The organism is Bradyrhizobium frederickii (assembly GCF_004570865.1).
Classification (GTDB): Bacteria; Pseudomonadota; Alphaproteobacteria; order Rhizobiales; family Xanthobacteraceae; genus Bradyrhizobium; species Bradyrhizobium frederickii.
On sequence record NZ_SPQS01000005.1, the window covers coordinates 81,536 to 106,865 of the forward strand.

Genomic DNA, 25,330 nt, shown 5'->3' on the forward strand with positions numbered 1-25,330 from the left:
CGGGCGATCCAGTACGCCGCGGCCTCTCCGTAACTTTCTGCTGTCTCTGGAATACTGGGTCGCCCGGTCAAGCCGGGCGACGACACCGGCTGTGAGGCGCGGCCTTCGCGCCTCGGCTCAATACCCCCGCGCGCGCGCCAGCTGTTCGGTGTGGTAGTTGGCATCGCCGAACAGCTCCTCGCACACCCGCGCGCGCTTCATGAAGAAGCCGATGTCGAACTGGTCGGTCATGCCCATGCCGCCGTGCATCTGCACGCCTTCCTGCACGGCGCGCGTGGCGGTGGTGCCGGCGCGGGCTTTCGCCACTGCGACGGCTGAGGCAGCCTTGGCAACATCCGCGTCCAGCGCCTGGAGCGCCTTCATGGTCGCGGCGCGGGTGATCTCGATGTCGACATAGAGCTCGGCGGCACGGTGCTGCAGCGCCTGGAATTCGCCGATCAGCTTGCCGAACTGCTTTCTGTTCTTGAGATACTCGACGGTGCGGCCGAAGACTTCGTCGCTGAGGCCGACCATCTCCGCAGCGACTGCGCCGCGGCCGATGTCGAGCACGCCGTCGAGCAGCGCGGCGCCCTGATCGACCTCGCCGAGCACGCTGTCGGCATTGACTTCGACATTGGAAAGCTCGATCCGCGCGGCATTGTGCGCGTCGACCATGATGGTGCGCTCGACCGCAACGCCCTTGGCCTTGGGGTTGACCAGGAACAGCGTGAGGCCGTCACGCTCACCGGCTGAGCCCGCGGTGCGGGCGGCGACGATGAAGAGATCGGCGACGTGGCCGTCGACCACCAGCGCCTTGGCACCGGAAAGCTTGAAACCGTTGCCGGCGCGCACGGCCTGCAGGCTGGTCTGCAGCGGACGATGCTTGGCGCCCTCGTCGATCGCGAGCGTCGCGAGCAACGAGCCGCTCGCGATCTTCGGCAGGTATTCCGATTTCTGCGCGGCATTGCCGCCGCGGTTCAGCGCCGAGGCCGCAACCACTGAGGTCGCGAGGAAGGGCGACGGCATCAAGGTGCGGCCGATCTCCTCCATCACGATTCCGGCTTCCATGAATCCAAGCCCGCTGCCGCCGAATTCCTCCGGCACCAGGAGGCCGGCAAAACCCATCTCGGCGAAGGAATGCCAGAGCTCCTTGGAGAAGCCGGTGGGGTCCTTGCTGTCGCGCAGATGCCGCAGATGCGACACCGGCGCCTTGTCGCTGATCAGCCCGCGCGCGGAGTCGCGGAGCATCGATTGTTCTTCGGTGAGGACGAGGGCCATGTGCGTGTTTCCGATTCGAAATCTGTTTGTTGTCGTCATTCCGGGCTGACCCGAAGGGTCAGACCCGGAATCCATCAGGCCGCATGCATGCCGTGAGATGGATTCCGGGTTCGCGCTTCGCGCGCCCCGGAATGACGGGTGCGAGAGCGTGGCTTACGCCCCCGGCAGATCCAGGATGCGCTTGGCGACGATGCCGAGCATCACCTCGGACGTGCCGCCTTCGATCGAGTTGGCCTTGGTGCGCAGCCAGGCACGCGGACGGGCGCCCTGCTTCGAGCGCTCGCTCTCCCATTCCAGCGCATCGACGCCGCCGGCCGACATCAGGATCTCGTAGCGACGCTTGTTGAGCTCGGTGCCGTAATATTTCATCGCCGACGAGAACGCCGGATGCGCCTGCCCTGACTTGGCGAGATCGACAGCACGCTCGGCGCAGGCCGCAAGGGCGGCCTCATCCACGTCGAAGCTGGCGATCTTGCCGCGCAGCATGGCATCGTCGAGCTTGCCTTGCGCATCGGTGCCGACGGAGTCGGCCGCGATCTGGCCGAGCGGCCGGCCGACGCCGCGCTCGCCCATCCCTGAGATCATCGCACGCTCGTGCTGCAGCAGATATTTCGCGACGTCCCAGCCGCGGTTGATCTGCCCGACCACGTGCGATTTCGGCACGCGGACGCCGTCGAAGAAGGTCTCGCAGAACGGCGAATAGCCGGAGATCAAGAGGATCGGCTTGGTCGAGACGCCCTTCGAGGTCATGTCGAACAGGATGAAGCTGATGCCGTCGTGCTTCTTGGCCGTAGGATCGGTGCGGACCAGGCAGAAGATCCAGTCGGCGTAATTGGCGTAAGACGTCCAGATCTTCTGGCCGGTGATGATGAAATCGTCGCCATCGCTCTCGGCGCGGGTCTGGAGCGAAGCGAGATCGGAGCCGGCGTTCGGCTCGGAATAGCCCTGGCACCAGCGGATCTCGCCCGCCGCGATCTTCGGCAGATGCTCCTTCTTCTGGGCGTCGTTGCCGTATTTCAAAAGCGCCGGCCCGAGCATCCAGATGCCGAAGCTCGACAACGGCGGACGCGCGCCGATTCTTGCCATTTCCGCGCGCAGCACCTTGTGCTCGGCGGCGCTGAGGCCGCCACCGCCATATTCCTTCGGCCAGTCCGGCACGGTCCAGCCCTTGTCGCGCATGCGCTCGAACCAGATGCGCTGCGGCTCGGAGGAGAACTTTGCGTTGCGCCCGCCCCAGAATACGTCGGCGTCCGACGTCGCGGGCTTGCGCATCTCCGGCGGGCAATTGGCTTCCAGCCAGGCGCGCGTCTCGTTGCGGAATGTTTCGAGCTCGGCGGATTCAGTGTCGCTCATGGGTCGTTTCCATCAATCAAAATCGACTTTGTTGGCGAGGAGTCTGGGCCAAGCCCCCGCGGAATTCAACCACTTCCGCGCGCCGCATTCCGCTATAGTCGCGGCGCGGATGGTGCTTGAAAACAAAGAGGAAACGACGATGCGCCTGAAACTTCTTTCGTCTGGCGAAATGAACGAGAGCCAGCGGCAGACCTACGACGAGTCGATTGCCGGCAAGCGCGGCAAGCCGCCGGCACCGATGATGGCCTGGCTCAACAGCCCGGAGATGGCGCGCCACGCCACGCGGCTCGGCGAGGTCCTGCGCTTCGACACGATATTCCCGGCAAAGCTCTCGGAGATCGCGATCCTGGTGACGGCGCGGCACTGGACCGCGCATTACGAATGGTACGCGCACAAGCGCCTCGCGCTTGCCGGCGGTATGGATCCTGGCGTCATCGACGCCATCCGCGACCGCCGCACGCCCGAGTTCGACGATCCCGAGGCCAGGATGATCTACGACCTCGCGAAATCACTGCACGAGGGCCACGGCGTCGAGAAGGGCCTCTACGACGAGGCGGTGAAGCTGCTCGGCGAGCGCGGCGTGGTCGAGGTGATCGGCCTGTGCGGCTATTACACGATGGTATCGATGACGCTGAACACGTTCGAGTTCGAGCTGCCCGAGGGTGAGGTGAAGGAGCTGAGTTAGTTTCCGATCGGGAAACGATGGGTTTCGAGATGAGCAATAGCGCTGTCCCGAGGCCCGCCCTATCTGGAGTTTAGCAACGGAGCATTCCCATGTCGCAAAATCCCGCCGTCGCCGCCGGCACAAGGATCGGCCACGTCCACCTCAAGGTCGCCGATCTCGATCGCGCGCTCGGCTTCTATTGCGGCGTGCTCGGCTTCGAGCTGATGCAGCGGATGGGCTCAGGCGCCGCCTTCATCTCGGCCGGCGGCTACCACCACCACATCGGGCTCAACACCTGGGAAAGCAAGGGCGGCTCGCCACCGCCGCCCGGCACGACCGGGCTGTTTCACACCGCGATCCTCTATCCGACGCGGCCGGCGCTGGCGGACGCGCTGCATCGTGTGCTCACGGCCGGGATTGTGCTGGATGGGGCGAGCGATCACGGCGTCAGCGAAGCGCTGTATCTGCGCGATCCCGACGAGAATGGCGTGGAGCTGTATTGGGACAGGCCCAGGGAGCAATGGCCGTTCGGGCCGGATGGGAAGCTGGCGATGTTCACCAAGCGGCTGGATGTCGAGGGATTGCTGAAGCAGCGGGAGGTGCCGTAGGGTGGGCAAAGCGGAGCGTGCCCACGAACCCTTGTGAGTCATTGAGAAATCGTGGGCACGGCGCTTTGCGCCTTTGCCCACCCTACGAGAGCTTTGTCCGCGGCTTGCCCCGCACCATGATCAGCGCAGCCGCCGCGACCTCCAGCGCAACGCACAGATAGAACGGCAGCGAATAGCCGCCGGACCAATCGCGCAAGGCCCCGACGACGCCGGGGCCGAACGCGTAGGTGACCTGGTTGATCGCGGTATTCAGGCTGATCAGCACGCCGAACGCGGCGCTGTCGAACTCCTGCTGCACGATCAGCGACGGCAGCGTGATGAGGTTGCCGACGGAGAAGCCGAACAATGCGCAGGCCGCGATCAGCACGTAATCATTGTGCAGGTTGATGACGACACACAGCGCCGCGGCCTGGCTCAGGAACGACAGCGCCGAGGCGAGGCGCTGGTTGAGGCGGTCGATCACCAGCGAGAACAGCACGCGGCCGACCACGGCCATCGCGGTCAGCACCGCGACCGCGACGGCGGCGCGCTCGCGGCCGATCACGGGATCGAGGAACGAGATCAGGTGCACGATGAAGCCGACCTGGGCGAACAGCACCAGAGCGAATGCAATGGTCACCGTCAGGAAGCCGACGTCGCGCAACGCCCAGGCGCGGATCTGCGTCGATGATTGCGGCTTGGCCCGCGCCGCCGCGTGCCGGCCGTGGTGATCGGGCGGCCGGCCGACGAGAACAAGGATCACCGGCAGCAGCAGCGCCAGCATGGCGCCGGCAGCGATGTACATCGCGCTGGCGAAGCCGACATGACCGATCAGCATGACCAGCAGCGGCACGCCGGCGATGCCGCCGAAGCTGGCGCCGTTGAGCGCGAGGCTGATCGCCATGCCGCGCTTGCGGTCGAACCACAGGCTGATCGTGTTGGTGATCATGGCAAGACTGGTGCCGGCCCAGCCGAAGGCGAGCACGGCATTGGCGAGATAAAGCTGCCAGGGCTCGCGCACCGCGCCGATTGCGACCGCTGCAGCCGCCATCGCCAGCGTGCCGGCGATCAGGCTGAGGCGGGGGCCGTATGTCCGCACGGCTTCGCCGACGAACACGACGAGCAGCGCGCCGAACAGATAAAAGAACGTCGTGCCGGAGGAGATCAGCGTGGTGGGCCAGCCCCGCGCGCGCTGCAGCTCGGCGACATAGACGCTCTGGCCGTAGAAGCCGAGCCCCCAGCCGAAGGTCGCGAGCAGGAAGCAGACCGCGACGATGCGCCAGCCTTCGTAGCGGAGCGAGGATTCGTCGATTGGCGCGGTGGGGCGGGGGTTGTCGAGCATTTGCGCTGGTCCTTGGTTTCCCCCCGCGAGCGCCGTGCTTCACGCTCGCCTGTTGATGACGAGCATCATGTAACAACCCGGGCACCGAAAATCACTTCGACCCGGATCGAAGTATCAACGTTGCTGACAGCCTCCTGCCAACTTAGACCGCGTCCGGGAACTCACCCATGGCCGCGTCCAAGCGCGCCCTGCGGCGACGGGCCCAGGAGACCAGCGAGAGCACGACGAGACCGAGAACCACCGGCGGGAACACCACCAGGTTCACCGCCGACCAGCCGTAACTGGCGAGCAGCTGCCCGGAGGAGAACGAGCCGAGCGCCATCATGCCGAACACCAGGAAGTCGTTGAAGGCCTGCACCTTGTTGCGCTCCTGCGGGCGGTGCGTCTCCAGCACCAGCGCGGAGGCGCCGATGAAGGAGAAATTCCACCCCACCCCGAGCACGGCCAGCGTGGCCCAGAAATGCATCGCCGTGAGGCCGGAGAGACCGATGGCGGCGGCGCCGGCCTCCAGCAGCAGGCCGGCGGCCACGACCTTCGGGGCGCCGAAGCGGGCGATCAGCGTGCCGGTGAAGAAGCTCGGCCCGTACATGGCGACGATGTGCCATTGCAGGCCGAAATTGGAATCGGAGACGGACAGGCCGCACATCTTCATGGCGAGCGGCGCCGAAGTCATCACCAGGTTCATCATGGGATAGGAGATGACGCCGCACAGCGCCGCCGCGACGAAGCGCGGCTGCGTCACGATGGTGACGAGCGGCCGGCCGCCATGCAGATCGGCCGGCGCGGGCTTCGGCATATCGACACCGGCGACGATGCCCATGGCGATCAGCGCCACGGCGGCCTGCACCAGGAAGCTGAAGGCGAACAGATAAGGCTGCCAGACGTCCATGGTCCATTGCACGAGCTGTGGACCGAGCACGCCGGCGAACACGCCGCCCGCCATCACCCAGGACACCGCCTTGGGCCGGTAGGCCGCGCTGGCGCCGTCGGCGGCGGCGAAGCGATAGGACTGTGCGACGGAGCCGTAGAGGCCGCCGAGGAAGGTCGCGATGCAGAACAGCGCGAACGAGCCGTGCAGGATCGCGAACGAGCCGAGCAGGCCGGTCAGCGTGCCGAGGCCCGTGCCGATGACGAAGGCGACGCGGCGGCCGAAACGGCGCGAGATCGCGCCGGTCGGCAGCGTGCCGGCAGCAAGTCCGACCACATACATCGAGATCGGCACGGTCGCGAACGACATGTCGGGCGCGAGCGTGGCGCCGACGATCGCGCCGGTGGCGAAGATCACGGCCGAGTTGGCACCGGTCAGCGCCTGGGCTGCGGCGAGCCGCACCACGTTGGCGCGCACGCGGGCGTCGTCGGCGATCTCATGGGCTGCAGTCACGTCAAGCATCGGCTTTTCCGCCCCAACGGGCTCTCGAGGGGCTCTGTTGATTCCCGGCACTATGGAGGGGTGCGGGAGGGCGGGCAACCGGCGCAAACGGGCGCAGGCCATGCCTCTGACGCAATCGGTGCAATGATAGCGGCTCGCACCCTTGACGGCTTGCGCTCGATCAAATCTGATCCGCCGCGATTTTCCCGGGAGTTTCATTCATGTCCGTCGACGACAGGCCCACGCTCAGCGCTCCCGACGACGATCCCTTTCTGTGGCTGGAGGAGATCGAAGGCAAGCAGGCGCTCGATTTCGTCGAGCGGCAGAATCAGCTGACGCTGCAGGCGTTCGGCGGCAAGGCCTACGAGCACGACCGCGACGTCTTAGCTGCGATCTACGACCGGCCCGACAACATTCCCTATGTCACCCGGCGTGGCTCCGATCTGCACAATCTCTGGAAGGATGCCGCCAACCCGCGCGGCCTGTGGCGGCGGACGACGCTTGCGGAGTTTCGCAAAACGACGCCTGCATGGGAGACCATGCTGGATATCGACAAGCTGGCGGCGCGCGAAGGCGAGGACTGGCTGCTCGGCGGGATCGCCACGATGCCGGGAAGCTCGCGTGCGGTTCTGAGCCTGTCGCGCGGCGGCAGCGACGCCGTGACGCTGCGGGAATTCGACATGGATACGAACAGCTTCGTGACGGACGGCTTTACGCTGCCGGAGGCGAAGGGCGGTCTCGACTGGCTCGATGCCGACACGCTGCTGCTGTCGAGCGCCTATGGCGAGGGCATGGCGACGAGCTCGGGCTATGCGCGCACGGTCCGGCTGTGGCGGCGCAGCCAGCCTGTCGAGCGGGCGGAGGTGATCATCGAGACCACCGCCGATCACATGGCGATGTCAGGCATGGCCGACGACACCGGACCTGAGCCGCGGGTCTGGATCGTCGACCAGATCGATTTCTTCAATCACGCGATCTGGCTGCGCGACGCAGCCGGCGGCATGACGAAGCTCGATCTGCCGACCGGGATCTGGCTGCAGGCGCATGGCGACTGGTTCGCGATGAAGCTGCGCAAGGACTGGACGGCCGGGGGGCGGACCTACGCCACCGACACCGTGCTCGGCATCTCGCTCTCGGCGTTCCTCGCCGGCAGCCGCGATTTTGCGGTGCTGTTCGAGCCGGCGCCGCGGCGCGCGCTGCAGGGCCTGTTCTGGGCGGCGGGCAAGCTCGTGCTGTCGATCCTCGACGAGCTGCGTCCGCGCTTCGAGATCTGCACGCCGTCCGCCAACGGCTGGAGCCGCGACACGCTCGCCGGCCTGCCTGAGATCGGCGTCGTCGACGTCTGGCCGCTCGATCGTCATCCTTCCGAGAGCAACGGCGATCTGCTCGCCAACGTGCAGGATCCGCTCACGCCGCCGTCGCTGCTGCTGCTCGAACGCGGCGTCGCCAGCCCGATCGTGCTGAAGCAGGCGCCGAAGACCTTCACCGCCGACGGGCTTGTGGTGACGCAGCACGAGGCGGTCTCGATCGACGGCGAGCGCATTCCCTATGTGCAGACCGGTCCGGCGGACGAGACCGGCGATGCACCGGTTTATATGAGCGCCTATGGCGGCTTCGCGCTTGCGGTGAAGCCTTATTACAATTCCTCGCTCGGCAAGCTGTGGCTAGAGCGCGGCGGCACCATTGTGCAGGCGAATCTGCGCGGCGGCGGCGAGTTCGGCACGCGCTGGCACGATGCCGGCCGGCTCGCGGGCAAGAAGCTGTCGCACGACGATTTCGCCGCGGTCGCCGCCGACCTGGTTCGCCGCGGCGTGACGCGGCCGAAGCGCATCGCCGCGCAGGGCGGCTCGAACGGCGGCATCCTCATCACCAACATGCTGGTGCGCTATCCCGAGCGCTTCGGCGCGCTGTTCTGCACCATCCCGCTGATCGACATGCGCCGCTACACCAAGCTGCTCGCGGGCGCGAGCTGGATCGCGGAATACGGCGACCCCGACAAGCCCGAGGAATGGGACTGGCTGAAGACCTACTCGGCCTATCACAACGTGAGGGCCGGCCAGCCCTATCCGCCGATCCTGATCGCCACTACGCGCCGCGACGACCGCGTCCATCCCGGCCACGCGCGCAAGATGGCGGCGAAGCTGCAAGCAATGGGCTACGAGGCCTGGTTCTACGAGCCGGCCGCCGGCGGCCACGGCTACGGCAAGGACAACAAGGAACGCGCCGGTTTCGAGGTGCTCGGCTTCCGGTTCTTGAAGGAGAAGATCGGGTGGCGGGACGGCGAGGTGTAGTCGTGACTCCGCCTCAAGCCTCTGATCGCATCGCGACGTAAGGCGGCCACCACGCTCTCATTCCCTCCCCCCTTGCGGGGGAGGGGCAGGGAGGGGGGTGCCACACGGGGACTCTCTCTATGTACGCGCGACATGATCGGAGATGGTTAGACCTTTTGCTGGGCTACCCCTCTCCCCAACCCTCCCCCGCAAGGGGGGAGGGAGCGCAGCGCCGTTGCGGCGCGCAGCCGGGCCCAAGCCAGCAACGCCTCAGCGCGAAAACACCAGCGTCAGATTGTTCGCGGGCATGTCGATGGAATCGACGAGGCGAAGGCCGGCGGCCGTCGCGAGCGGTTCGAGGTCGGCGATGTCGCGCACGCCCCATTCCGGATTGCCTTCACGCAAGGAGGTGTCGAACACCGCATTGCTGAGCGCGGTGTGCTTGCCGTCGCGCTTGAAGGGACCGTAGAGGAACAGCTTGCCGTCGGAGCGCAGATAGCGGCCGGCGCCGGCGAACAGGCCCTCGGCCACGGCCCAGGGCGCGATGTGAATGACATTGGCGCAGAACACGGCGGCAAGGCTCGTCGGCGCCTGCCCGCTCTTCATCTCCGGACACCAGTCGGGATCGGTGAGATCGATGCGCAGCGGGCTGCGGACGTTTGGCAGGCCCGAATAGACGCGCCAAGCCTCGATGCTCCTGAGATGACGCTGATTGAGGTCGCTCGGCCACCAGACCAGGCCGGGCGTATGGCGGGCGAAATGGACCACATGCTGGCCGGTTCCGCTGCCGAGCTCGACCACGTTGCCGGTCAGGCCAGTGAGGTGCTGTTCGAGCGCCGCCCAGATCGGCGCGTGATTGCGATGGAACGCGGGCGCATCGAGCCGCCCATCCGGCTCGACCCGGCCACCATCCCTGCCAAACTCGACGACATATTCAGCCAAGTGAGATCCCCAAAATATGCACACAGAAAGGAAGGCCCGAAGGGCCAAACGCCCTAGAATAATTTGCTAGTGCCACCCTATTGAATGAACGAACTATCTCATGGGTTGCAATGCGGAGGATATTAACTCCATTTTGCCGCGTGCATAGTCTTGATTGTCAGGCGATGCCCTTTGTGCTTTGCAACGCCTATATATTTCCACAAACGAGATCATCGACATAACGCTCGGGACGATGCCTTGACCGCCTTTCCTTGCAAGCCTGCCATCCTGCTGGCGCTGGCCCTCTGCGCCGGCGCGGCTCCGGCACAGGCGCAATCCACTGTGGCCGACGGCCAAAAACTCGCCTTCGACCGCGGCAAGGGCAATTGCCTGACCTGCCACATCATCAAAGGCGGCGACTTGCCGGGAACGATCGGTCCGGAACTGAAGGACCTCAAGGCCAAATATCCCGATCGCAACGAGCTCACCGCGATCATCTTCGACGAGACCAAGCGCAATCCGCAAACCATGATGCCGCCGTTCGGCCGGAACCGGATTTTGACCGAACAGGAGATCAGCGCGATCGTTGATTTCCTGCAGACCCTGTAACGGCCGGCTGCCCAGGAGACCAGAGATGACCACGACCACCGGCCCCGTTGCGACACGGCGCCTGATCCTTCAGGGCGCGGCCTCCGTCGCATTGCTCGGCCTCGGCAATCTGCCGTTCACGGCGACGTCCGCGCGTGCGGCGGCCAACGACAAATATCCGGAAGAGGCCTTCAAGCAGAAGAACGAGGCCGACGCGATCAAGGCGCTCTACGGCAAGACCGCCGAGCCCTCCGACAAGGTCAAGCTGGATGCGCCCGAGATCGCCGAGAACGGCGGCGTCGTGCCGGTATCGGTGACGACGACGCTCGACAAGGTGAGCTCGATCTCGTTCCTCGTGGCCGAGAACCCGTACGCGCTCGCCGCGTCCTACAAGATCGCCGAGGGCACGATTCCGGCCATCGCCAACCGACTGAAGATGGCCAAGTCCACCAAATTGGTCGCCATCGTCGAGGCTGACGGCAAGCTCTACAGCGCGACCAAGGAAGTGAAGGTCACCGTCGGCGGCTGCGGCGGCTAGGAGGATCGGTCCGATGGCATCAAGCATTCGCGTGCGCGCAACGTCCAATGGCGACATCACCGAGGTGCAGGCGCTGATCCAGCATCCCATGGATACCGGCCTGGTGAAGGATCCCAAGGGTGAGCTGATCCCCGCGCACTACATCCAGCAGCTGAAATTCGAATGGAACGGCAAGGACGTCTTTGTCGCCGATTGGGGCACCGCGGTCTCCAAGGACCCCTATGTGAAGTTCAGTTTCAAGGGCGCCAAGAAGGGCGACGAGCTCAAGATCTCCTGGACCGACAACAAGGGTGGCTCGGATACGACCACCGCGAAGATCGCGTGATGAAGACCCGGTCTGCCCTGCTGCTTGGCTCGCTCAGCGCCGCACTCGTTGCGCTCGCCCTCACCGCTCCGCGCGTCGTCGCGGCCGACAAGGTCGATCCCGTTGCCGACGCCAAGGCGTTCCAGAACTTCTTCTTCCAGAAGTTTCCTGACGTGAAGCACGAGGACTTCGTCAACGGTCCGTATTCCATGAACGCCGATTTGAAGCGGCAATGGCAGGAGAAGGAAGAATTCCCGCCCTACGAGTTCGCGCTCGAGGCCGGCAAGGAAATGTTTGCGACGCCGTTCAAGAACGGCAAGACCTATGCCGACTGCTTCCCGAACGGCGGCATCGGCGTCCGCCAGAACTATCCCTATTTCGACACGAAGGAAGGCAAGGTCATCACACTGGAGCTCGCGCTCAACCGCTGCCGCGAGGCCAATGGGGAAGCGCCCTATTCCTACGTCAAGGACGAGATGGCCTCACTGACCGCGTACATGGCCTACACGTCGCGCGGCAAGCCGATGGACATCAAGATCCCCGACGATCCGCGCGCGCTCGAAGCCTTCGAGAACGGCAAGCGCTATTTCTACACCCGCCGCGGCCAGATGAACTTCTCCTGCGCAAGCTGCCATGTGCAGAGCCCGGGCGAGCGCATCCGCGCCGAGATCCTGGCGCCGGCGCTCGGCATCATGAACGCGATGCCGATCTACCGCTCCGAATGGAGCGGCATGGGCACGACCAGCCGCCGCTTCGTCACCTGCAACAGCCAGACCCGCGCGGTTCCGCTGGAGCCGCAGGCGGACGAATACCGCGACGTCGAATATTTCCTGTCCTACGTCGCCAACGGCCTGCCGATATCAGGCCCGGGAGCGCGGCCATGAAGCGGACACTTGCTCTCGCCATGCTGCTCGCGCTCGGCCTCGTCGCCACGGCGCGCGCGGCGACCGAAGCGGACTACAAGGCGGCGTACACCGCCGCCGAAGCTGCATCGAAGGAGGCTGCCGGCTTGCGCAACCAATGGACCGTGACCGTCTCGATGCTGGCCGCGGCCAGGAAAGCGGCCGATAGCGGCGATTTCGACCGCGCCATCGCCGCAGCCAGGGAGGCCGAGGCGCTGGCAAGGGCGTCGATCTTCCAGGCGACGTCTGAAAAAGAGGCCTGGAAGGCGATGGAAATCCGCTAGACTGACCTCAACTGGAACAGTCTTGCGACCATTGAGGGCGCGGAGAATTATGGGATGGCGATCCGCCGCCGCGATTTCCTGAAGTCTGCAGGCCTTGCCGCCGCATCGCTCGGTCTGCCGCGGCTTGCGCGCGGCGCCGAGACCGCGAGCATTTACGACATCGAGCGGTTCGGCAATGCGCGCATCCTGCACATCACCGACACGCATGCGCAACTGAACCCGGTTTATTACCGCGAGCCCAGCGTCAATATCGGCATCGGCGAGATGGCCGGACGGCCGCCGCATCTGGTCGGCCGCGCCTTCCTGGAGCGGTTCGGCATCCGCTCCGACAGCGCCGAAGCCTATGCCTTCACCTGTGTCGAGTTCGAGAAGTCGGCAGGCCGCTTCGGCAAGCTCGGCGGCTTTGCCCATCTGAAGACGCTGGTCGACCGCTTGCGCGGCGACGTCGGCGAGCAACGTTCGCTGCTCGTCGACGGCGGCGATCTCTGGCAAGGCACCGGGCTTGCCAATGTCATGCAGGGCCGCGACATGGTCGAGGTCGCCAATCTGCTCGGCATCGAAGCGATGACCGGACATTGGGAATTCACCTATGGCGAGCAGGCGCTGCGCGACAATCTCGAGCGCTTCAAGGGCGAGTTCCTGGCGCAGAACGTCTTCCTGACCGAGGAAGCCGCGTTCAACGACGCCCTCGCCTTCGACAAGGCCACAGGGCGCGTGTTCAAGCCATCGATGATCAAGGAGATCGGCGGCCATCGGGTCGCGATCGTCGGCCAGGCCTTCCCCTACGTGCCGATTGCGCATCCCAAGCGGTTCACGCCGGACTGGACCTTCGGCATCCGCGAGGAGGAATTGCAGAAGCATGTCGATGCCTTGCGCGGCACCGACAAGGTCGACGCGGTCATCCTGCTGTCGCACAACGGCATGGATGTCGATCTCAAGCTCGCAAGCCGCGTCACCGGCATCGACGTTATCCTCGGCGGCCACACCCATGATGCCGTGCCGCAGCCGATCGCGGTGAAGAACGCCGGCGGCATCACGCTCGTCACCAATGCCGGCTCCAACGGAAAATTCCTCGCCGTGCTCGATCTCGCCATCGACAGAGGCAAGGTCAGCGACGTTCATTATCATCTGCTGCCGGTTTATTCCGAGCTGCTGAAGCCCGATCCGGCCATGGCCGAGCTGATCGGCCGGCTGCGCGCGCCGCATGTGAGCGACTGGTCGGAGAAGATCGCAACGCCGGACCGCCTGCTCTACCGCCGCGGCAATTTCTCCGGACCGGTCGACGAGCTGATCTGCACCGCGCTCCGCACCGAGCTCGATACCGAGATCGCGCTGTCGCCGGGCTTCCGCTGGGGCGTCACCGCGCTGTCCGGCCAGGCGCTGACCATGGAGGATCTGCTCGCGGGAACCGCGATCACCTATCCCGAAACCTATGTGCAGGAGATGACGGGCGCCCAGATCAAGGACGTGCTGGAGGACATCTGTGACAACCTCTTCAACGCCGATCCCTATTACCAGCAGGGCGGCGACATGGTGCGCGCCGGCGGGCTCAGCTACACCTGCACACCGACCGCCGCGATCGGCAGCCGCATCTCGGATTTGAAGATCCATAATGGCAAAGCGATCAGCGCCGGCCATCGCTACAAGGTCGCAGGCTGGGCTTCGGTCACCGGCCAGCAAGGCGCACCGGTGTGGGACGTCGTCGGCAAATATCTGCGCTCGGGCCGGATGTTTCAGGAGCGGCTCGGCTCCGGTGTCACGCTCAAGGGGGTCGACGATAATCCAGGCATAGCGGGACAGGGATGAGGCGCGCGCAGATCCTATCCGCATTGATGCTGGCGCTGCTCGTCCTCGCCGCCGTCCCGCCGGCCTCGGCGCAACAGGTGCCGCTCCAGGACAAGCCATTCGCCGAGCACAAGATCGTGCTGCAGCTCTCCGACGGCGATGCGAGGAAGCAAGCACTGGTACTCAGCGTCGCCAACAACCTCCTGAAGGCCTACGCCCCCGACAAGATCGCGCTCGAAGTGGTGGCGTTCGGCCCCGGCATCGACCTCTTGCTGTCGGGCAGCGAGCGCCGCAAGCAGGTGGAAAGCCTGATCGCGCAGGGCGTGCGGTTCGACATCTGCCTCAACACGGTGGACACGATCGAGCGCGAGACCGGCAAGCGGCCGGAGTTCATCCCCGCGGCGACGCCGGTGCAGGTCGGCGTCGGGCAGATCCTGTTCCTGGCGGAGAACGGCTACACGCTGGTGAGGCCGTAGGACTCCGTCCCACGGCGCCCCACGTGCTCAGTGTCATTCCCCGCGAAAGCGGGGAATCCAGTACTCCGCAGCTTCTCCGTATCTCACTTCGGCCTCTGGAATACTGGATCGCCCGCCTTCGCGGGCGATGACAGCTGGGCGTGAGGCAATGGCATGGCCGACCGGCCTCCTACACCCGCACCGCAACAAAAATCTTCCAAACCCTCCCGCCCAAACAGTGAATTGCTTCTCTTTCCGGCCCGGAACGTAGTAGAATCCTCGAAATAAGTTCCACTGCCGGGCTTCCTGCCATGATCTTCCGCCAGCTCTTCGACAGCGTTTCGGGCACCTACAGCTATCTCCTCGCCAGCCGCCCCGGCGGCGAGGCGCTGATCCTCGATCCCGTGCTGGAGAAGGTCGATCGCTATTGCCAATTGCTGCGCGAGCTCGACCTCAAGCTGGTCAAGGCAGTCGACACTCATCTGCATGCCGACCACGTCACCGGCCTCGGCGAGCTGCGCGACCGCACCCATTGCATGACCGTGATGGGCGACCAGACCAAGGCCGACGTTGTGGCGATGCGGGTCGCCGACGGCGACAAGGTGACGATCGAGGGCCTGACGCTCGACGTGATGTACACGCCCGGCCACACCGACGATTCCTATTCCTATCTGATGGGCGATCGCGTCTTCACCGGCGACACGCTTCTGATCCGCGGCACCGGCCGCACCGATTTCCAGAACGGCTCCTCGCGCGCACAGTACGATTCGATCTTCAACCGGCTGCTGAAGCTGCCGGACGAGACCATGGTGTTCCCGGCGCACGACTACAAGGGCGACACCGTCTCCACCATCGGCGAGGAGAAGCGCTACAATCCCAGGCTCCAGGTGCGCTCGGTCGACGAATATATCGAGCTGATGGCCAATCTGAAGCTGCCCAATCCGAAGATGATGGACGTGGCGGTGCCCGCCAACATGCATGTCGGCCTGCATCAGGAGGAGCTGGAGAAGGAGGGCCGCGCGCTCAGCGCGGCCGAGGCGATCCGCAGTCTCGGCCGGCCGGATATCCTGCTGGTCGATCTGCGCGAGGGCAACGAGCGCGCCAAGCACGGCATGCTCGAAGGCGCACTCCATGCGCCGTATCAGTCGGTGGAGGAGAGCCTCAAGCCCGGCGGCATGCTGCGCGAGGTCGCAGCCGCCACCGGCCGCCGCATCGTGTTCTTCTGCGCCTTCGGCGAACGCTCGGCGATGGCAGTGGCCGCCGCCAAGGAGGCCGGCCTTGCCAATACGGCGCACATCGCCGGCGGCCTGGATGCCTGGAAGAAGGCCGGCGGGCCGCTCGTGCACTGACGGCCGCGCGGCGGCTTGAGATAAGTCAGCCGCCGCCCACATATTCGGACTAGGATCGGATGCAGCATCACCATCCGGGACCAGCCATGACCAAGACCGCCAAGCCGAGCGAGCCGCCCAAGACTGCCAAAGAGAAGCCGGCGAACGACAAGGCGAAGAAGCCGCTGCCGGTCGACATCGACGACGACGATTACGAAGACGGCGACATCGCAACACCGAAGCGCGACCGGCACGGTCCGGACGACGAGCCGCTGTGAAGGTGTGAAGCTTCCTCACGAACGGTGCGTCCCCTCCCCCCTTGCGGGGGAGGGTTAGGGAGAGGGGTGCCGCACGGCGCACTCTTTCGGGAGTGCGATGATCTCTTTGCACGGACGACGGACAGACCGTTTGCTGGGCTACCCCTCTCCCCCGCCCTCCCCCGCAAGGGGGGAGGGAGCGCAGTGTGCCTCGCTGAAAGGAGTGAGCCTCTGCGGCCCCCGCCCGCACTACCTGCCATGCGCCTGCGTTCATGGACAAATAACCGCCCTTCGATAGTTTCCGCACCTCGCAGGGAGTGAAACGGAACTGCAATGGTCGACATTCTCGCCGCACCGCAGCAAGGTAAGGCGGACAGCGCGCTGCGCACGCTGATCGGAATCTCGATCGCGCATTGGGTCAGCCATTTTCATCTGCTGGTCCTGCCGATGCTGTTTCCGTTTCTCAAAGCGCAGCTCGGCGTCGGCTATATCGAGCTCGGCTTCGCGCTCACCGTGTTCGCGGTAGTGTCCGGACTGACGCAGGCGCCGACCGGCTATCTCGTCGACCATTTTGGCGCGCGCAAGATCCTGCTGATCGGCCTGACGCTGGGCGGCTGCGCGCTGATCCTGCTCGGCCTGCATCTCAGCTACGTCTCGCTGATCGCCTGCGCCGTGCTGCTGGGCCTCGCCAACAGCGTCTATCACCCCGCGGACTACGCGATCCTGGCCGAGCACATGGACGAGGCGCGAATGGGCCGCGCCTTCTCGATCCACACCTTTGCCGGCTTTCTTGGCGGCGCGGTGGCGCCGGCGATCGTGGCGGCGCTCGTCGCCCTGTCCGGCGGCGTCGGCGCGCTGATCGCATCGGGCGCGATCGGCATTCTGGTGGCAGTGCTGCTGCTCGTCATGAACATTCCCGACGCCGGCGCCAGCAAGACAAAGCCGGGCGCGGAGAACACGCCGAGGCAGGCCGTCATCACCCCGGCGCTGGTCACGCTGACGGCGCTGTTCATGCTGCTCAGCCTCTCCGTCGCCGGCATCAACAATTTCGGCGTCGTGGCGCTGATGAGCGGCTACAGCATCTCCTATTCGGCGGCCAACGTCATGCTGACGGCATTCCTCGGTGCCAGCGCCGTCGGCGTGCTCGCCGGCGGTTTTCTCGCCGATCACACCGAACGCCACGGCTATGTCGCGGCGGCCTGCTTTGCTGTCAACGCGGCGATCGTGCTGCTGATCGCGCTCGCGACGCTGCCCGGCTGGGCCTTGACCGCGGCGATGACGGTCGCGGGCTTCCTCTCCGGCGTGATCGCGCCCTCGCGCGACATGCTGGTGCGCAATGCCGCACCGGCGGGCGCCGCGGGCCGCGCTTTCGGCATCGTCTCCACCGGCTTCAATCTCGGCGGCATCGTCTCACCGCTGCTGTTCGGCTGGATCATGGACCAGAGCGCGCCGCGCTGGGTGTTCGGCGCGTCCGTGATCTTCATGGTCGCCACCGTGGTGCTGTCGCCGTTCACGGAACGGAAGCGGGCGAAGGCGTAACCACGGCGAAGAGTCGTAGCGCGAAACTGGTCACTCCGGAGTGGGCGATTCGCGCCCTCTTACGTCGGCGACACCGCGCCCTTCAGCGCGGCCGCCTGTGCCGCGGCACCACGCCTCAACCTCGCCTTTTCCGTGTTCGGCCAGAGCAGCAAGAGGCCGAGCAGGCCGGAGCCGACCATGATCACGGCGTTGATGGTGAAGCCGGTCATGTAGCCGTCGAGCGTGCTGCCGGCACGCTGGATCGTCGCCCCCATCACCGCCGGCGCGATGATGCCGGCCAGCGTGTACAGCGCACCGTAGATCGCGAGGATGGCGCCGCGCTGCGAGGTCGGCGTGAACTCGCCGAGCATCGGCGGACAGACGACATAGATCGCCCCGCACAGGCCGGAGCCGACCACCAGCAGTGCGATCTGCAGGCCCGCACCCTGAACGTGCGGCATCATGGCCAGGATCAGCCCACCGATCGCCAGCGGCACCGAGCCGAGCACGCCGCGTGCCACGCGCGTGTTGTAGCCGCGCGCCATCATCACCTGCGAGATCCAGCCGGTGAGAATGACGATGGTGGCGCCGAACACCCAGGGCAGGATCGAGATGAAGCCGGCCTGGCTCTGCGAGAAGCCGAGCCCCTTGACGATGAACGGCGTGAACCAGGTCAGGCCGAGCGACAGCGCCCAATAGGCACCGAAGGTCGCCGCGACGCAGCCGATGAAGGTGCGAGAGGTGAGCAGTTGCAGGTAGGGAATCTTCTGCTCGGTCTCGGCAAGGACCTGCGTGTCCTCCAGCGGCCCTTCCTTGCCGAGCGCAAGCCAGGCACAGACCCAGATCAGGCCCACGATTCCGAGCGCACCGAAGGCATAGTGCCAGGAATGATTGACGATGATCCAGTTCAGCGCCGGCACCGCCAGGATGACGCCGAAGGCCGAGCCCTGCGACAGGATCGCGGTCGGCAGCGTGCGCTTCTCGTCGGGGAACCATTTGTAGATGGCGTGCGCGGCGACCGAGAAGGCCGGGCCTTCGCCGGCGCCCAGCACGATGCGGCAGATCAGGAGCGTGGTGAAGGAGACGGTGCCGACCATCGGAAACTGCGCCAGAGCCCAGATCACCGCGAGCGTCAGCAGCACCCAGCGCGTCGGCACCTTGTTGACGATGAAGCCGACCACGATGGCGGCGATCGAGAACAGGAAGAAGAACGAGGAGCCGAGTAGGCCGAACTGCTCCGGCGAGAGCTTCAGATCGGTCATGATCGGCACACCGGCGAGACCGACGACGATCTTGTCCGCGAAGTTCACGACCATGAAGAGAAAGAGGAGAAATGTAACGGTCCAGGCGCCCTTCGGCGTTGGCTTCGCCGAATCCCTGGACTCCCCTGCCGTCCTGCCCGCCGCATGGGGCGTTCCCTGAGCGCTCATCGTTCTCCCCGCATGTCCTTTCTGGCACTTTTTTGATTTGGCCATCTTGGAATCCAACAACGAAGCTAACAACGGCTTCGAAACCAACGCAACCCGGCATTTCCGCAGCAAGTGTGCTACGCCACGAGTCCGTTAATTCCGTCCGGCGCCATTCATCGTGCTGAGCATCCGAAATCTTTCCAAGACCTTCTCCTCGGCCGGCGAACCGGTTCATGTGCTGCGCGGCGTCGATCTCGACCTCAGGGCAGGCGAGCGCGTCGCGCTGACCGGCGAGTCCGGCAGCGGCAAGAGCACGCTGCTGCACCTGATCGCGGGGCTCGACGCCGCCGACGGCGGCACGATCCGGCTGGAGGACGTCGAGGTGACCAAGCTCTCCGATGCGGGGCGCGCCAGCTTGCGGCGCGACCGGATCGGCCTGGTTTTTCAACAATTCAATCTGATCCCGAGCCTGTCGGTCGCGGACAATCTGGTCTTTCAGGCGCGGATCGCGGGCCGGCACGATGGAGCCTGGACGAAAGAGCTGGTCGAACGGCTCGGGCTTGGATCACTTCTGAAGCGCTATCCCGAGCAATTGTCCGGAGGTCAGCAGCAACGGGTCGCGATCGGCCGGGCCTTGGCGACAAAGCCCTCGCTGCTGCTGGCGGACGAGCCGACCGGCAATCTGGACGAAGACACCGCCGAGGACGTGCTGGCGCTGGCGCGCGACCTCGTCGCGCGCACCGGCTGCGGCTTCCTGATGGTGACGCACAGCCTGCATCTGGCCAGAGCGCTCGACCGCCACCTCACCCTGCATGCGGGGCGGATCGCATGAGACGCGCTCTCTGGATCCTCGCGGTGCTGCTCAGCCATTGGCGGCGGCACAAGATGCAGTTCGCGACGCTTCTGGTCGGGCTGATCGCGGCGACCGCGCTGTGGAGCGGCGTGCAGGCCATCAACCAGCAGGCCCGCACCGCCTATGACCGCGCCGCGGCGACGTTCGGGGGCACCCGCACGGCGATGCTGGTCGCGCCACATGCAGCGACGTTTCCCCAAGAGTTGTTCGTAAAACTCCGCCGCGCCGGCTGGCCGGTGTCGCCGGCGCTGGAGGGACGGGTCCAGATCAACGGCCGCTCCATACGCTTGCTCGGGATCGAGCCGGTGACGTTGCCGGTCGAAATCGGCAACGCGCCGCGCCTCGGTGCTGCGGATTTGGGAAGTTTCGTGGCGGCGCCGGGCCAGACCTTGGTGGCCCGGGAGACGCTGAGCGACTTGCAGGAAGCGGAAGGCGCGGCACCGCTGATCAGCAACGGCGCAACGCTGCCGCCGCTGCGCGTGCTGCCGCATCTGGTGCCCGGCGTGCTGGTGGTCGACATCGGCGTGGCGCAGCGCCTGCTGAACAAGCCGGATCAGCTGTCGCGGCTGCTGATCGGCAAGCCGAAGAGCAGACCTGCTCCGCTCGCAAGCATTGTCGGCGACCAATTGCAGCTGATCGAGCCGACCGCGGAGACCGAGCTGGAGCGCCTCACGGACAGCTTCCATCTCAACCTCACGGCGTTCGGCCTGCTGTCGTTCTTCGTCGGCCTCTTCATCGTCAACTCAGCCGTCGGCCTCGCCTTCGAGCAGCGGCTGCCGATGCTGCGGACGCTGCGCGCCTGCGGCGCCTCGGCGCGGCTCGTCAACACCGTGCTGGTGGTCGAGCTCGTCGCGCTGGCGCTGGTCGCGGGATTGATCGGCCTCGTGTGCGGCTATTTCATTGCCGCCGTGCTGCTGCCCGACGTCGCGGCGTCGCTGCGCGGGCTCTATGGCGCGCAGATCCCGGGGCAGCTCAGCCTGCGGCCCGAATGGTGGCTCGCCGGCATCGGCATCAGCATTGCGGGCGCGCTCGTCGCGGCGGCGACCAGCCTGATCAAGGCGATCAGGATGCCGGTGCTGGCAACGGCGCAGCCGCGCGCCTGGCAGCAGCGGCAGCGCCGCTGGCTGGTCCTGCAGAGCTGCGCGGCCGGCGCCGTGTTCGCGGTCGCGCTGCTGCTGCTTCGTTATGGCGAATCACTGATTGCGGGCTTTGGCTTGCTCGCGGCCCTGATGCTCGGCGCGGCCTTGATCCTGCCGGCCTTGCTCGAGCTCCTCCTGCTCGCGGGCCAACATGCCGCGCGAAGACCGCTGGCGCTGTGGTTCTGGGCGGACAGCCGGCAGCAGCTGTCCGGATTGTCGCTGGCGCTGATGGCGCTGTTGCTGGCGCTCGCCGTCAATGTCGGCGTCTCCATCATGGTGGAGACGTTCAGCCGCACCTTCCTCGGCTGGCTCAACGGACGGCTCGCCGCCGACGTCTACGTCAGTGCCTCCGACAATGCCCAAGGTGTCGCGATCCGCAACTGGCTGAAACAGCGCGGCGAGGTGCAGGCGATCCTGTCCGGCGGGCGCGCCGAAGCGCAGCTTCAGGGTCAGCCGGTGGAGCTGCTCGGCCTGCCCGATCACGCGCTCTATCGCGAGCGCTGGCCGCTGCTGGACGCCGCGCCGCGGGCCTGGGCCCGGCTCGTGCCCGGCAACTCCGCCTTCATCAGCGAGCAGCTCAGCCGCCGCCTGAATCTGCGCATCGGCGACGTCGTCGAGGTGCCGGCACCGGGCGGGACCTGGGAGCTCGACATCGTCGGGATCTACGCCGATTACGGCAATCCGAGGGGGCAGCTGACCGTGAATGTCGCGGCCTTGATCCGGCAGTTTCCGCAGACGCCGCAGACGCGGATCGGCCTGATCGTCGCGAAGGAGAACATCTCGGGCCTGATCGCGGCGTTGCAGAAGCAGTTCGCGCTCGACGACCGCAGCGTCGCCGACCAGGCGACGGTGAAGGCGGAATCGATCCGCATCTTCAACCGCACCTTTGCGGTGACCTCCGCGCTGAATGCCCTCACGCTCGGTGTCGCCGGGATCGCGCTGTTCACGAGCCTGCTCACGCTGGCGAATTCCCGTCTGCCGCAGCTCGCGCCGCTGTGGGCGATCGGCATCACGCGGCCGCGCCTTGCCGCGATCGAGCTGACCAAGACGCTGTCGGTGGCGCTGTTCACGGCGCTGCTGGCGGTGCCGCTCGGCCTCCTGGTGGCATGGTGCCTGATCGCGATCGTGAATGTGAAGGCATTCGGCTGGCGGCTGCCGTTCCATGTGTTTCCGGAGCAATTGATCGGGCTGGTCGCGGTGGCGCTGCTGGCCTCGCTGCTGGCGGCCCTCCTGCCGGTCGTGCGGCTAGCGCGGATGCAGCCGACAAGTCTCGTCAAGGTGTTTGCCAATGAGCGCTGATCGCATGTCGCGCCGCGCCTTCGCCGGCGGCATTGCCGCGCTGGCACTCGCGCGCCGCGCCGGCGCGCAAGGTTATGCCGGGCTCGGCGAGACAGCGGATGGCTTTGCGAAGGTGACGCCGGGAAGGCCGTTTGCCTTTCCGGCCGATCACGGGCCGCATCCGGAGTTTCGCATCGAGTGGTGGTATCTCACGGCCAACCTCGTCGACGGCAGCGGTGCGGCTTGCGGCCTGCAATGGACGCTGTTCCGCCAGGCGGCGCAGCCGGGTCCGCAAGGCGAAGGCTGGGCCAATCAGCAGGTGTGGATGGCCCATGCCGCGGTGACGCGCGCCGACACGCATCGCTTCAACGAAACATTCTCACGTGGTGGCATCGGGCAGGCTGGCGTCACAGAAAAGCCGTTCGATGCCTGGATCGACGATTGGCAAATGAAGGGCCTCGAGCGCACCGACGATCGCCATCTGGCGCCGCTGACGCTGAAAGCGTCCAGCACCGATTTCAGCTACGCGCTGACGCTGGAGGCCGATCGTCCGGTCGTGTTGCAGGGTGATCGCGGCTACAGCCGCAAGTCGGAGCGCGGGCAGGCGTCGTATTATTACAGCCAGCCGTTCTACCGCGCCCGCGGCACGCTCACCATCGACGACAAGGCGGTCGATGTCTCGGGCCAGGCCTGGATGGACCGCGAATGGAGCAGCCAGCCGCTCGACAGGGATCAGACCGGCTGGGACTGGCTGTCGCTGCATCTGTCGTCGGGCGACAAGCTGATGCTGTACCGGCTGCGCCAGAAGGACGACAAGAATTATCCGTTCGGCAATTGGATCGACGCCGCAGGCAACACGCAGATGATCGCGGGGGACGACATCCAGATGATTCCGAAGGCGACGGCGGAGGTCGCAGGACGCAAGGTCCCGGTGGAATGGCAGATCGCGATCCCGTCGCGATCGTTCTCGATCCTGTGCAAGCCGCTCAATCCGAAAGCCTGGATGGGGACCGGCTTCGCCTATTGGGAAGGGCCGATCGGCTTTGCCGGGAGCCATGACGGTGTTGGCTATCTCGAGATGACCGGCTATTGAGGCCGCGACCTCTTCAAAGGGATTCCGCGATGTATCACCTCACCGCCCTCGTCACCCTGCTGGCGATCGCATTTTACTTCTTCACCAGCATCAACGTCTCGCGCTCGCGCACCAAGACCGGCGTCAAGGTGCCCGCGATGTCAGGCCATCCGGATTTCGAACGCGCCTTCCGCATCCAGATGAACACGCTGGAATGGATGCCGATCGTCCTGCCGGCGCTCTGGCTGTTCGCGGTCTATATCAGCGACGCCATCGCCGCCGGACTCGGCGCGGTCTGGATCATCGGCCGCATCGTTTATTTCGTCGGCTATTCGCAGGCAGCGGCCAAGCGCGGCCCGGGCTTTGCGATCCAGGGCATCGCGGCGATGGCGCTTTGGGCGGGGGCGCTGGGCGCGGTGGTGTTGCGATTGCTGTGAGGTAATCCGTCGCCACACATTCAGTGTCGTCCCGGACAAGCGCAGCGAAGCGGAGCGCTGATCCGGGACCCATAGCCACAGGGAGCTGCTGGGGCGCGAGCCGGCAACTCAGAGTCCCCGTAACCACGTCCGCCTGTGGCTATGGGTCCCGGATCTGCGCGCGCTTGGGGCGCGCTTGTCCGGGACGACAGGGAGAATGGGGCGCCAGCGCCGCCCTTCACTTCGTCAGCGGACAGCCGCTTTCCTTGGCGGTGAAGAAGGCCTTGTCGCCGGGGACGGTGGCGAGCAGCTTGTAATAGTCCCAGGGCTTCTTCGATTCCGCGGGCTTCTTGACCTCGAACAGATACATGTCGTGGACCATGCGGCCGTTCTCGAGCACCTTGCCGCCTTGGGCGAAATCGTCGTCGACCGGAAGTTCCTTCAGCTTCTTGGCGACGGCATCGGGATCCTTGGTGCCGGCGGCCTTGACCGCCTTGAGGTAGCTCAGCGTCGCCGAATAAGTGCCGGCCTGGATCATGTTCGGCATCCGGCCGGTGCGCTTGAGGAAGCGTTCGCCGAGATTGCGACTCTTGTCGTTGACGTCCCAGTAATAGCCTTCCGTCAGCACCAGGCCCTGCGCGGCCTGCAGGCCGAGGCCGTGCACTTCGGCAAGCGTCATCAGGAGGCCGGCGAGCTTCTGGCCGGCGGAGACGATGCCGAACTCGGACGCCTGCTTGATCGAGTTGGTGGTGTCGAGGCCGGCATTGGCGAGGCCGACGATCTTGGCCTTGGAGCTCTGCGCCTGCAGCAGGAAGGATGAGAAGTCCGAGGAGTTGAGCGGCACGCGCACCGAGCCGACCACCTTGCCGCCATTGGCGGTGACGATCTCGCTGGTGTCCTTCTCCAGTGCATAGCCGAAGGCGTAATCGGCGGTGAGGAAGAACCAGGTGTCGCCGCCGGCCTTGGTCAACGCGCCGCCGGTGCCGACGCCGAGCGCGCGGGTGTCGTAGGCCCAGTGGAAGCCGTAGGGCTGGCAGGCATCGCCTGTCAGCCGCGAGGTCGCGGCGCCGACGACGATGTCGATCTTCTTCTTTTCCTTGGACAGGTCGTGGATCGCGAGCGCGACCGAGGAGGTCGTCAGCTCCGTGATCATGTCGACATTCTCGACGTCGTACCAGCGCCGCGCGATCGAGGTCGCAAGGTCGGGCTTGTTCTGGTGATCCGCGGTGACCAGCTCGATCTTCTGGCCCAGCACCTCGCCGCCGAAATCCTCGATCGCCATTCTGGCCGCCTCGACCGACCATTTGCCGCCGTAATCGGCATAGACGCCGGACTGGTCGTTGAGGATGCCGATCTTGACGCCTTGGGCGGAGGCCGGCGCCGCCAGCACCAGGACAGAGGTTGCGACGGCGGCCAAAAGTGCTGATTTCATTCGTTAAGC

General features: G+C 65.8%; 24 protein-coding genes. 17 read left to right on the forward strand and 7 right to left on the reverse strand.

The features are described from left to right. Positions 1–117: 117 nt before the first annotated feature. Both E4K64_RS10225 and E4K64_RS10230 read right to left on the reverse strand, forming a co-directional pair. A complete protein-coding gene (locus E4K64_RS10225) occupies positions 118–1,257 on the reverse strand; it encodes an acyl-CoA dehydrogenase family protein (RefSeq protein WP_126257195.1) in 1,140 nt (379 codons plus the stop codon). Between the two features lie 153 nt (positions 1,258–1,410). Beyond that, on the reverse strand, positions 1,411–2,610 hold the full coding sequence (locus tag E4K64_RS10230; protein ID WP_135163396.1) for an acyl-CoA dehydrogenase family protein: 1,200 nt from the start codon (positions 2,608–2,610) through the stop codon (positions 1,411–1,413). A 139-nt stretch (positions 2,611–2,749) separates the two neighbouring features. On the opposite strand from E4K64_RS10230, the gene E4K64_RS10235 reads away from it, so the two are divergent. Next, positions 2,750–3,295 carry a carboxymuconolactone decarboxylase family protein gene (locus E4K64_RS10235; RefSeq protein WP_135163397.1) on the forward strand — a complete coding sequence of 182 codons (546 nt, stop codon included), beginning with the start codon at positions 2,750–2,752 and terminating at the stop codon, positions 3,293–3,295. 89 nt (positions 3,296–3,384) lie between these two features. Beyond that, positions 3,385–3,882, forward strand: a complete 498-nt coding sequence (locus E4K64_RS10240) for a VOC family protein (RefSeq protein ID WP_135163398.1) — start codon at positions 3,385–3,387, stop codon at positions 3,880–3,882. Between the two features lie 82 nt (positions 3,883–3,964). Here E4K64_RS10240 and E4K64_RS10245 read toward each other — a convergent pair whose 3' ends face one another. Both E4K64_RS10245 and E4K64_RS10250 read right to left on the reverse strand, forming a co-directional pair. Next, the gene (locus E4K64_RS10245) at positions 3,965–5,203 is read right to left on the reverse strand and encodes an MFS transporter (RefSeq protein WP_135163399.1); all 1,239 of its coding nucleotides are present in this window, start codon (positions 5,201–5,203) and stop codon (positions 3,965–3,967) included. Between the two features lie 142 nt (positions 5,204–5,345). Beyond that, positions 5,346–6,593 carry an MFS transporter gene (locus E4K64_RS10250; RefSeq protein WP_135163400.1) on the reverse strand — a complete coding sequence of 416 codons (1,248 nt, stop codon included), beginning with the start codon at positions 6,591–6,593 and terminating at the stop codon, positions 5,346–5,348. A gap of 200 nt (positions 6,594–6,793) precedes the next feature. Between E4K64_RS10250 and E4K64_RS10255 the strand changes: the two genes are divergently transcribed. Then, positions 6,794–8,863 carry a prolyl oligopeptidase family serine peptidase gene (locus E4K64_RS10255; RefSeq protein ID WP_135163401.1) on the forward strand — a complete coding sequence of 690 codons (2,070 nt, stop codon included), beginning with the start codon at positions 6,794–6,796 and terminating at the stop codon, positions 8,861–8,863. Between the two features lie 249 nt (positions 8,864–9,112). On the opposite strand, the gene E4K64_RS10260 is transcribed toward E4K64_RS10255, so the two are convergent. Beyond that, the gene (locus E4K64_RS10260; RefSeq protein WP_135163402.1) at positions 9,113–9,784 is read right to left on the reverse strand and encodes a DUF938 domain-containing protein; all 672 of its coding nucleotides are present in this window, start codon (positions 9,782–9,784) and stop codon (positions 9,113–9,115) included. A gap of 237 nt (positions 9,785–10,021) precedes the next feature. Between E4K64_RS10260 and soxX the strand changes: the two genes are divergently transcribed. The 10 genes from soxX (at position 10,022) to E4K64_RS10310 (ending at position 17,743) form a co-directional block, all read left to right on the forward strand. Beyond that, a complete protein-coding gene (soxX, locus tag E4K64_RS10265) occupies positions 10,022–10,372 on the forward strand; it encodes a sulfur oxidation c-type cytochrome SoxX (protein ID WP_135163403.1) in 351 nt (116 codons plus the stop codon). A gap of 25 nt (positions 10,373–10,397) precedes the next feature. After that, complete coding sequence (gene soxY / locus E4K64_RS10270) at positions 10,398–10,889, forward strand: thiosulfate oxidation carrier protein SoxY (protein WP_135163404.1); 492 nt, start codon at positions 10,398–10,400, stop codon at positions 10,887–10,889. A gap of 13 nt (positions 10,890–10,902) precedes the next feature. Continuing rightward, entirely contained in the window at positions 10,903–11,214 is a 312-nt protein-coding gene (soxZ, locus tag E4K64_RS10275; protein WP_126257185.1) for a thiosulfate oxidation carrier complex protein SoxZ, read from the forward strand. Beyond that, the gene (gene soxA, locus E4K64_RS10280; RefSeq protein ID WP_167771925.1) at positions 11,214–12,077 is read left to right on the forward strand and encodes a sulfur oxidation c-type cytochrome SoxA; all 864 of its coding nucleotides are present in this window, start codon (positions 11,214–11,216) and stop codon (positions 12,075–12,077) included. Before soxZ ends, soxA begins: the two co-directional genes overlap by 1 nt. Continuing rightward, complete coding sequence (locus E4K64_RS10285; RefSeq protein WP_135163406.1) at positions 12,074–12,379, forward strand: hypothetical protein; 306 nt, start codon at positions 12,074–12,076, stop codon at positions 12,377–12,379. The genes soxA and E4K64_RS10285 overlap by 4 nt, the downstream gene beginning before the upstream one ends. Before the next feature lie 54 nt (positions 12,380–12,433). Beyond that, entirely contained in the window at positions 12,434–14,185 is a 1,752-nt protein-coding gene (gene soxB, locus E4K64_RS10290) for a thiosulfohydrolase SoxB (protein ID WP_135163407.1), read from the forward strand. Continuing rightward, complete coding sequence (locus tag E4K64_RS10295) at positions 14,182–14,640, forward strand: DsrE family protein (RefSeq protein WP_135163408.1); 459 nt, start codon at positions 14,182–14,184, stop codon at positions 14,638–14,640. Before soxB ends, E4K64_RS10295 begins: the two co-directional genes overlap by 4 nt. Before the next feature lie 290 nt (positions 14,641–14,930). Further along, entirely contained in the window at positions 14,931–15,968 is a 1,038-nt protein-coding gene (locus E4K64_RS10300) for an MBL fold metallo-hydrolase (protein ID WP_135163409.1), read from the forward strand. An 86-nt stretch (positions 15,969–16,054) separates the two neighbouring features. Beyond that, complete coding sequence (locus E4K64_RS10305; RefSeq protein ID WP_167771926.1) at positions 16,055–16,225, forward strand: hypothetical protein; 171 nt, start codon at positions 16,055–16,057, stop codon at positions 16,223–16,225. Positions 16,226–16,537: 312 nt separating this feature from the next. Continuing rightward, positions 16,538–17,743 (forward strand): MFS transporter, encoded by a 1,206-nt coding sequence (locus E4K64_RS10310; protein ID WP_135163411.1) that lies wholly within the window; start codon positions 16,538–16,540, stop codon positions 17,741–17,743. A 59-nt stretch (positions 17,744–17,802) separates the two neighbouring features. Here the strand turns inward: E4K64_RS10310 and E4K64_RS10315 are convergent, their stop codons facing one another. After that, positions 17,803–19,152, reverse strand: a complete 1,350-nt coding sequence (locus E4K64_RS10315) for an MFS transporter (protein WP_135163412.1) — start codon at positions 19,150–19,152, stop codon at positions 17,803–17,805. 157 nt (positions 19,153–19,309) lie between these two features. On the opposite strand from E4K64_RS10315, the gene E4K64_RS10320 reads away from it, so the two are divergent. Genes E4K64_RS10320 through E4K64_RS10335 form a run of 4 tightly spaced genes read left to right on the forward strand, consistent with a single transcriptional unit; the run spans position 19,310 to position 23,910 of the window. Further along, positions 19,310–19,963 carry an ABC transporter ATP-binding protein gene (locus E4K64_RS10320; protein ID WP_135163413.1) on the forward strand — a complete coding sequence of 218 codons (654 nt, stop codon included), beginning with the start codon at positions 19,310–19,312 and terminating at the stop codon, positions 19,961–19,963. Further along, positions 19,960–22,422, forward strand: a complete 2,463-nt coding sequence (locus E4K64_RS10325; RefSeq protein WP_135163414.1) for an ABC transporter permease — start codon at positions 19,960–19,962, stop codon at positions 22,420–22,422. The genes E4K64_RS10320 and E4K64_RS10325 overlap by 4 nt, the downstream gene beginning before the upstream one ends. After that, positions 22,412–23,494: a lipocalin-like domain-containing protein gene (locus tag E4K64_RS10330; RefSeq protein ID WP_135163415.1), complete on the forward strand. Its 1,083-nt coding sequence runs from the start codon at positions 22,412–22,414 to the stop codon at positions 23,492–23,494. The genes E4K64_RS10325 and E4K64_RS10330 overlap by 11 nt, the downstream gene beginning before the upstream one ends. A gap of 29 nt (positions 23,495–23,523) precedes the next feature. Further along, positions 23,524–23,910 carry an MAPEG family protein gene (locus E4K64_RS10335; RefSeq protein ID WP_135163416.1) on the forward strand — a complete coding sequence of 129 codons (387 nt, stop codon included), beginning with the start codon at positions 23,524–23,526 and terminating at the stop codon, positions 23,908–23,910. Positions 23,911–24,127: 217 nt separating this feature from the next. On the opposite strand, the gene E4K64_RS10345 is transcribed toward E4K64_RS10335, so the two are convergent. After that, the gene (locus E4K64_RS10345; RefSeq protein ID WP_135163418.1) at positions 24,128–25,321 is read right to left on the reverse strand and encodes an ABC transporter substrate-binding protein; all 1,194 of its coding nucleotides are present in this window, start codon (positions 25,319–25,321) and stop codon (positions 24,128–24,130) included. Positions 25,322–25,330 lie beyond the last annotated feature (9 nt).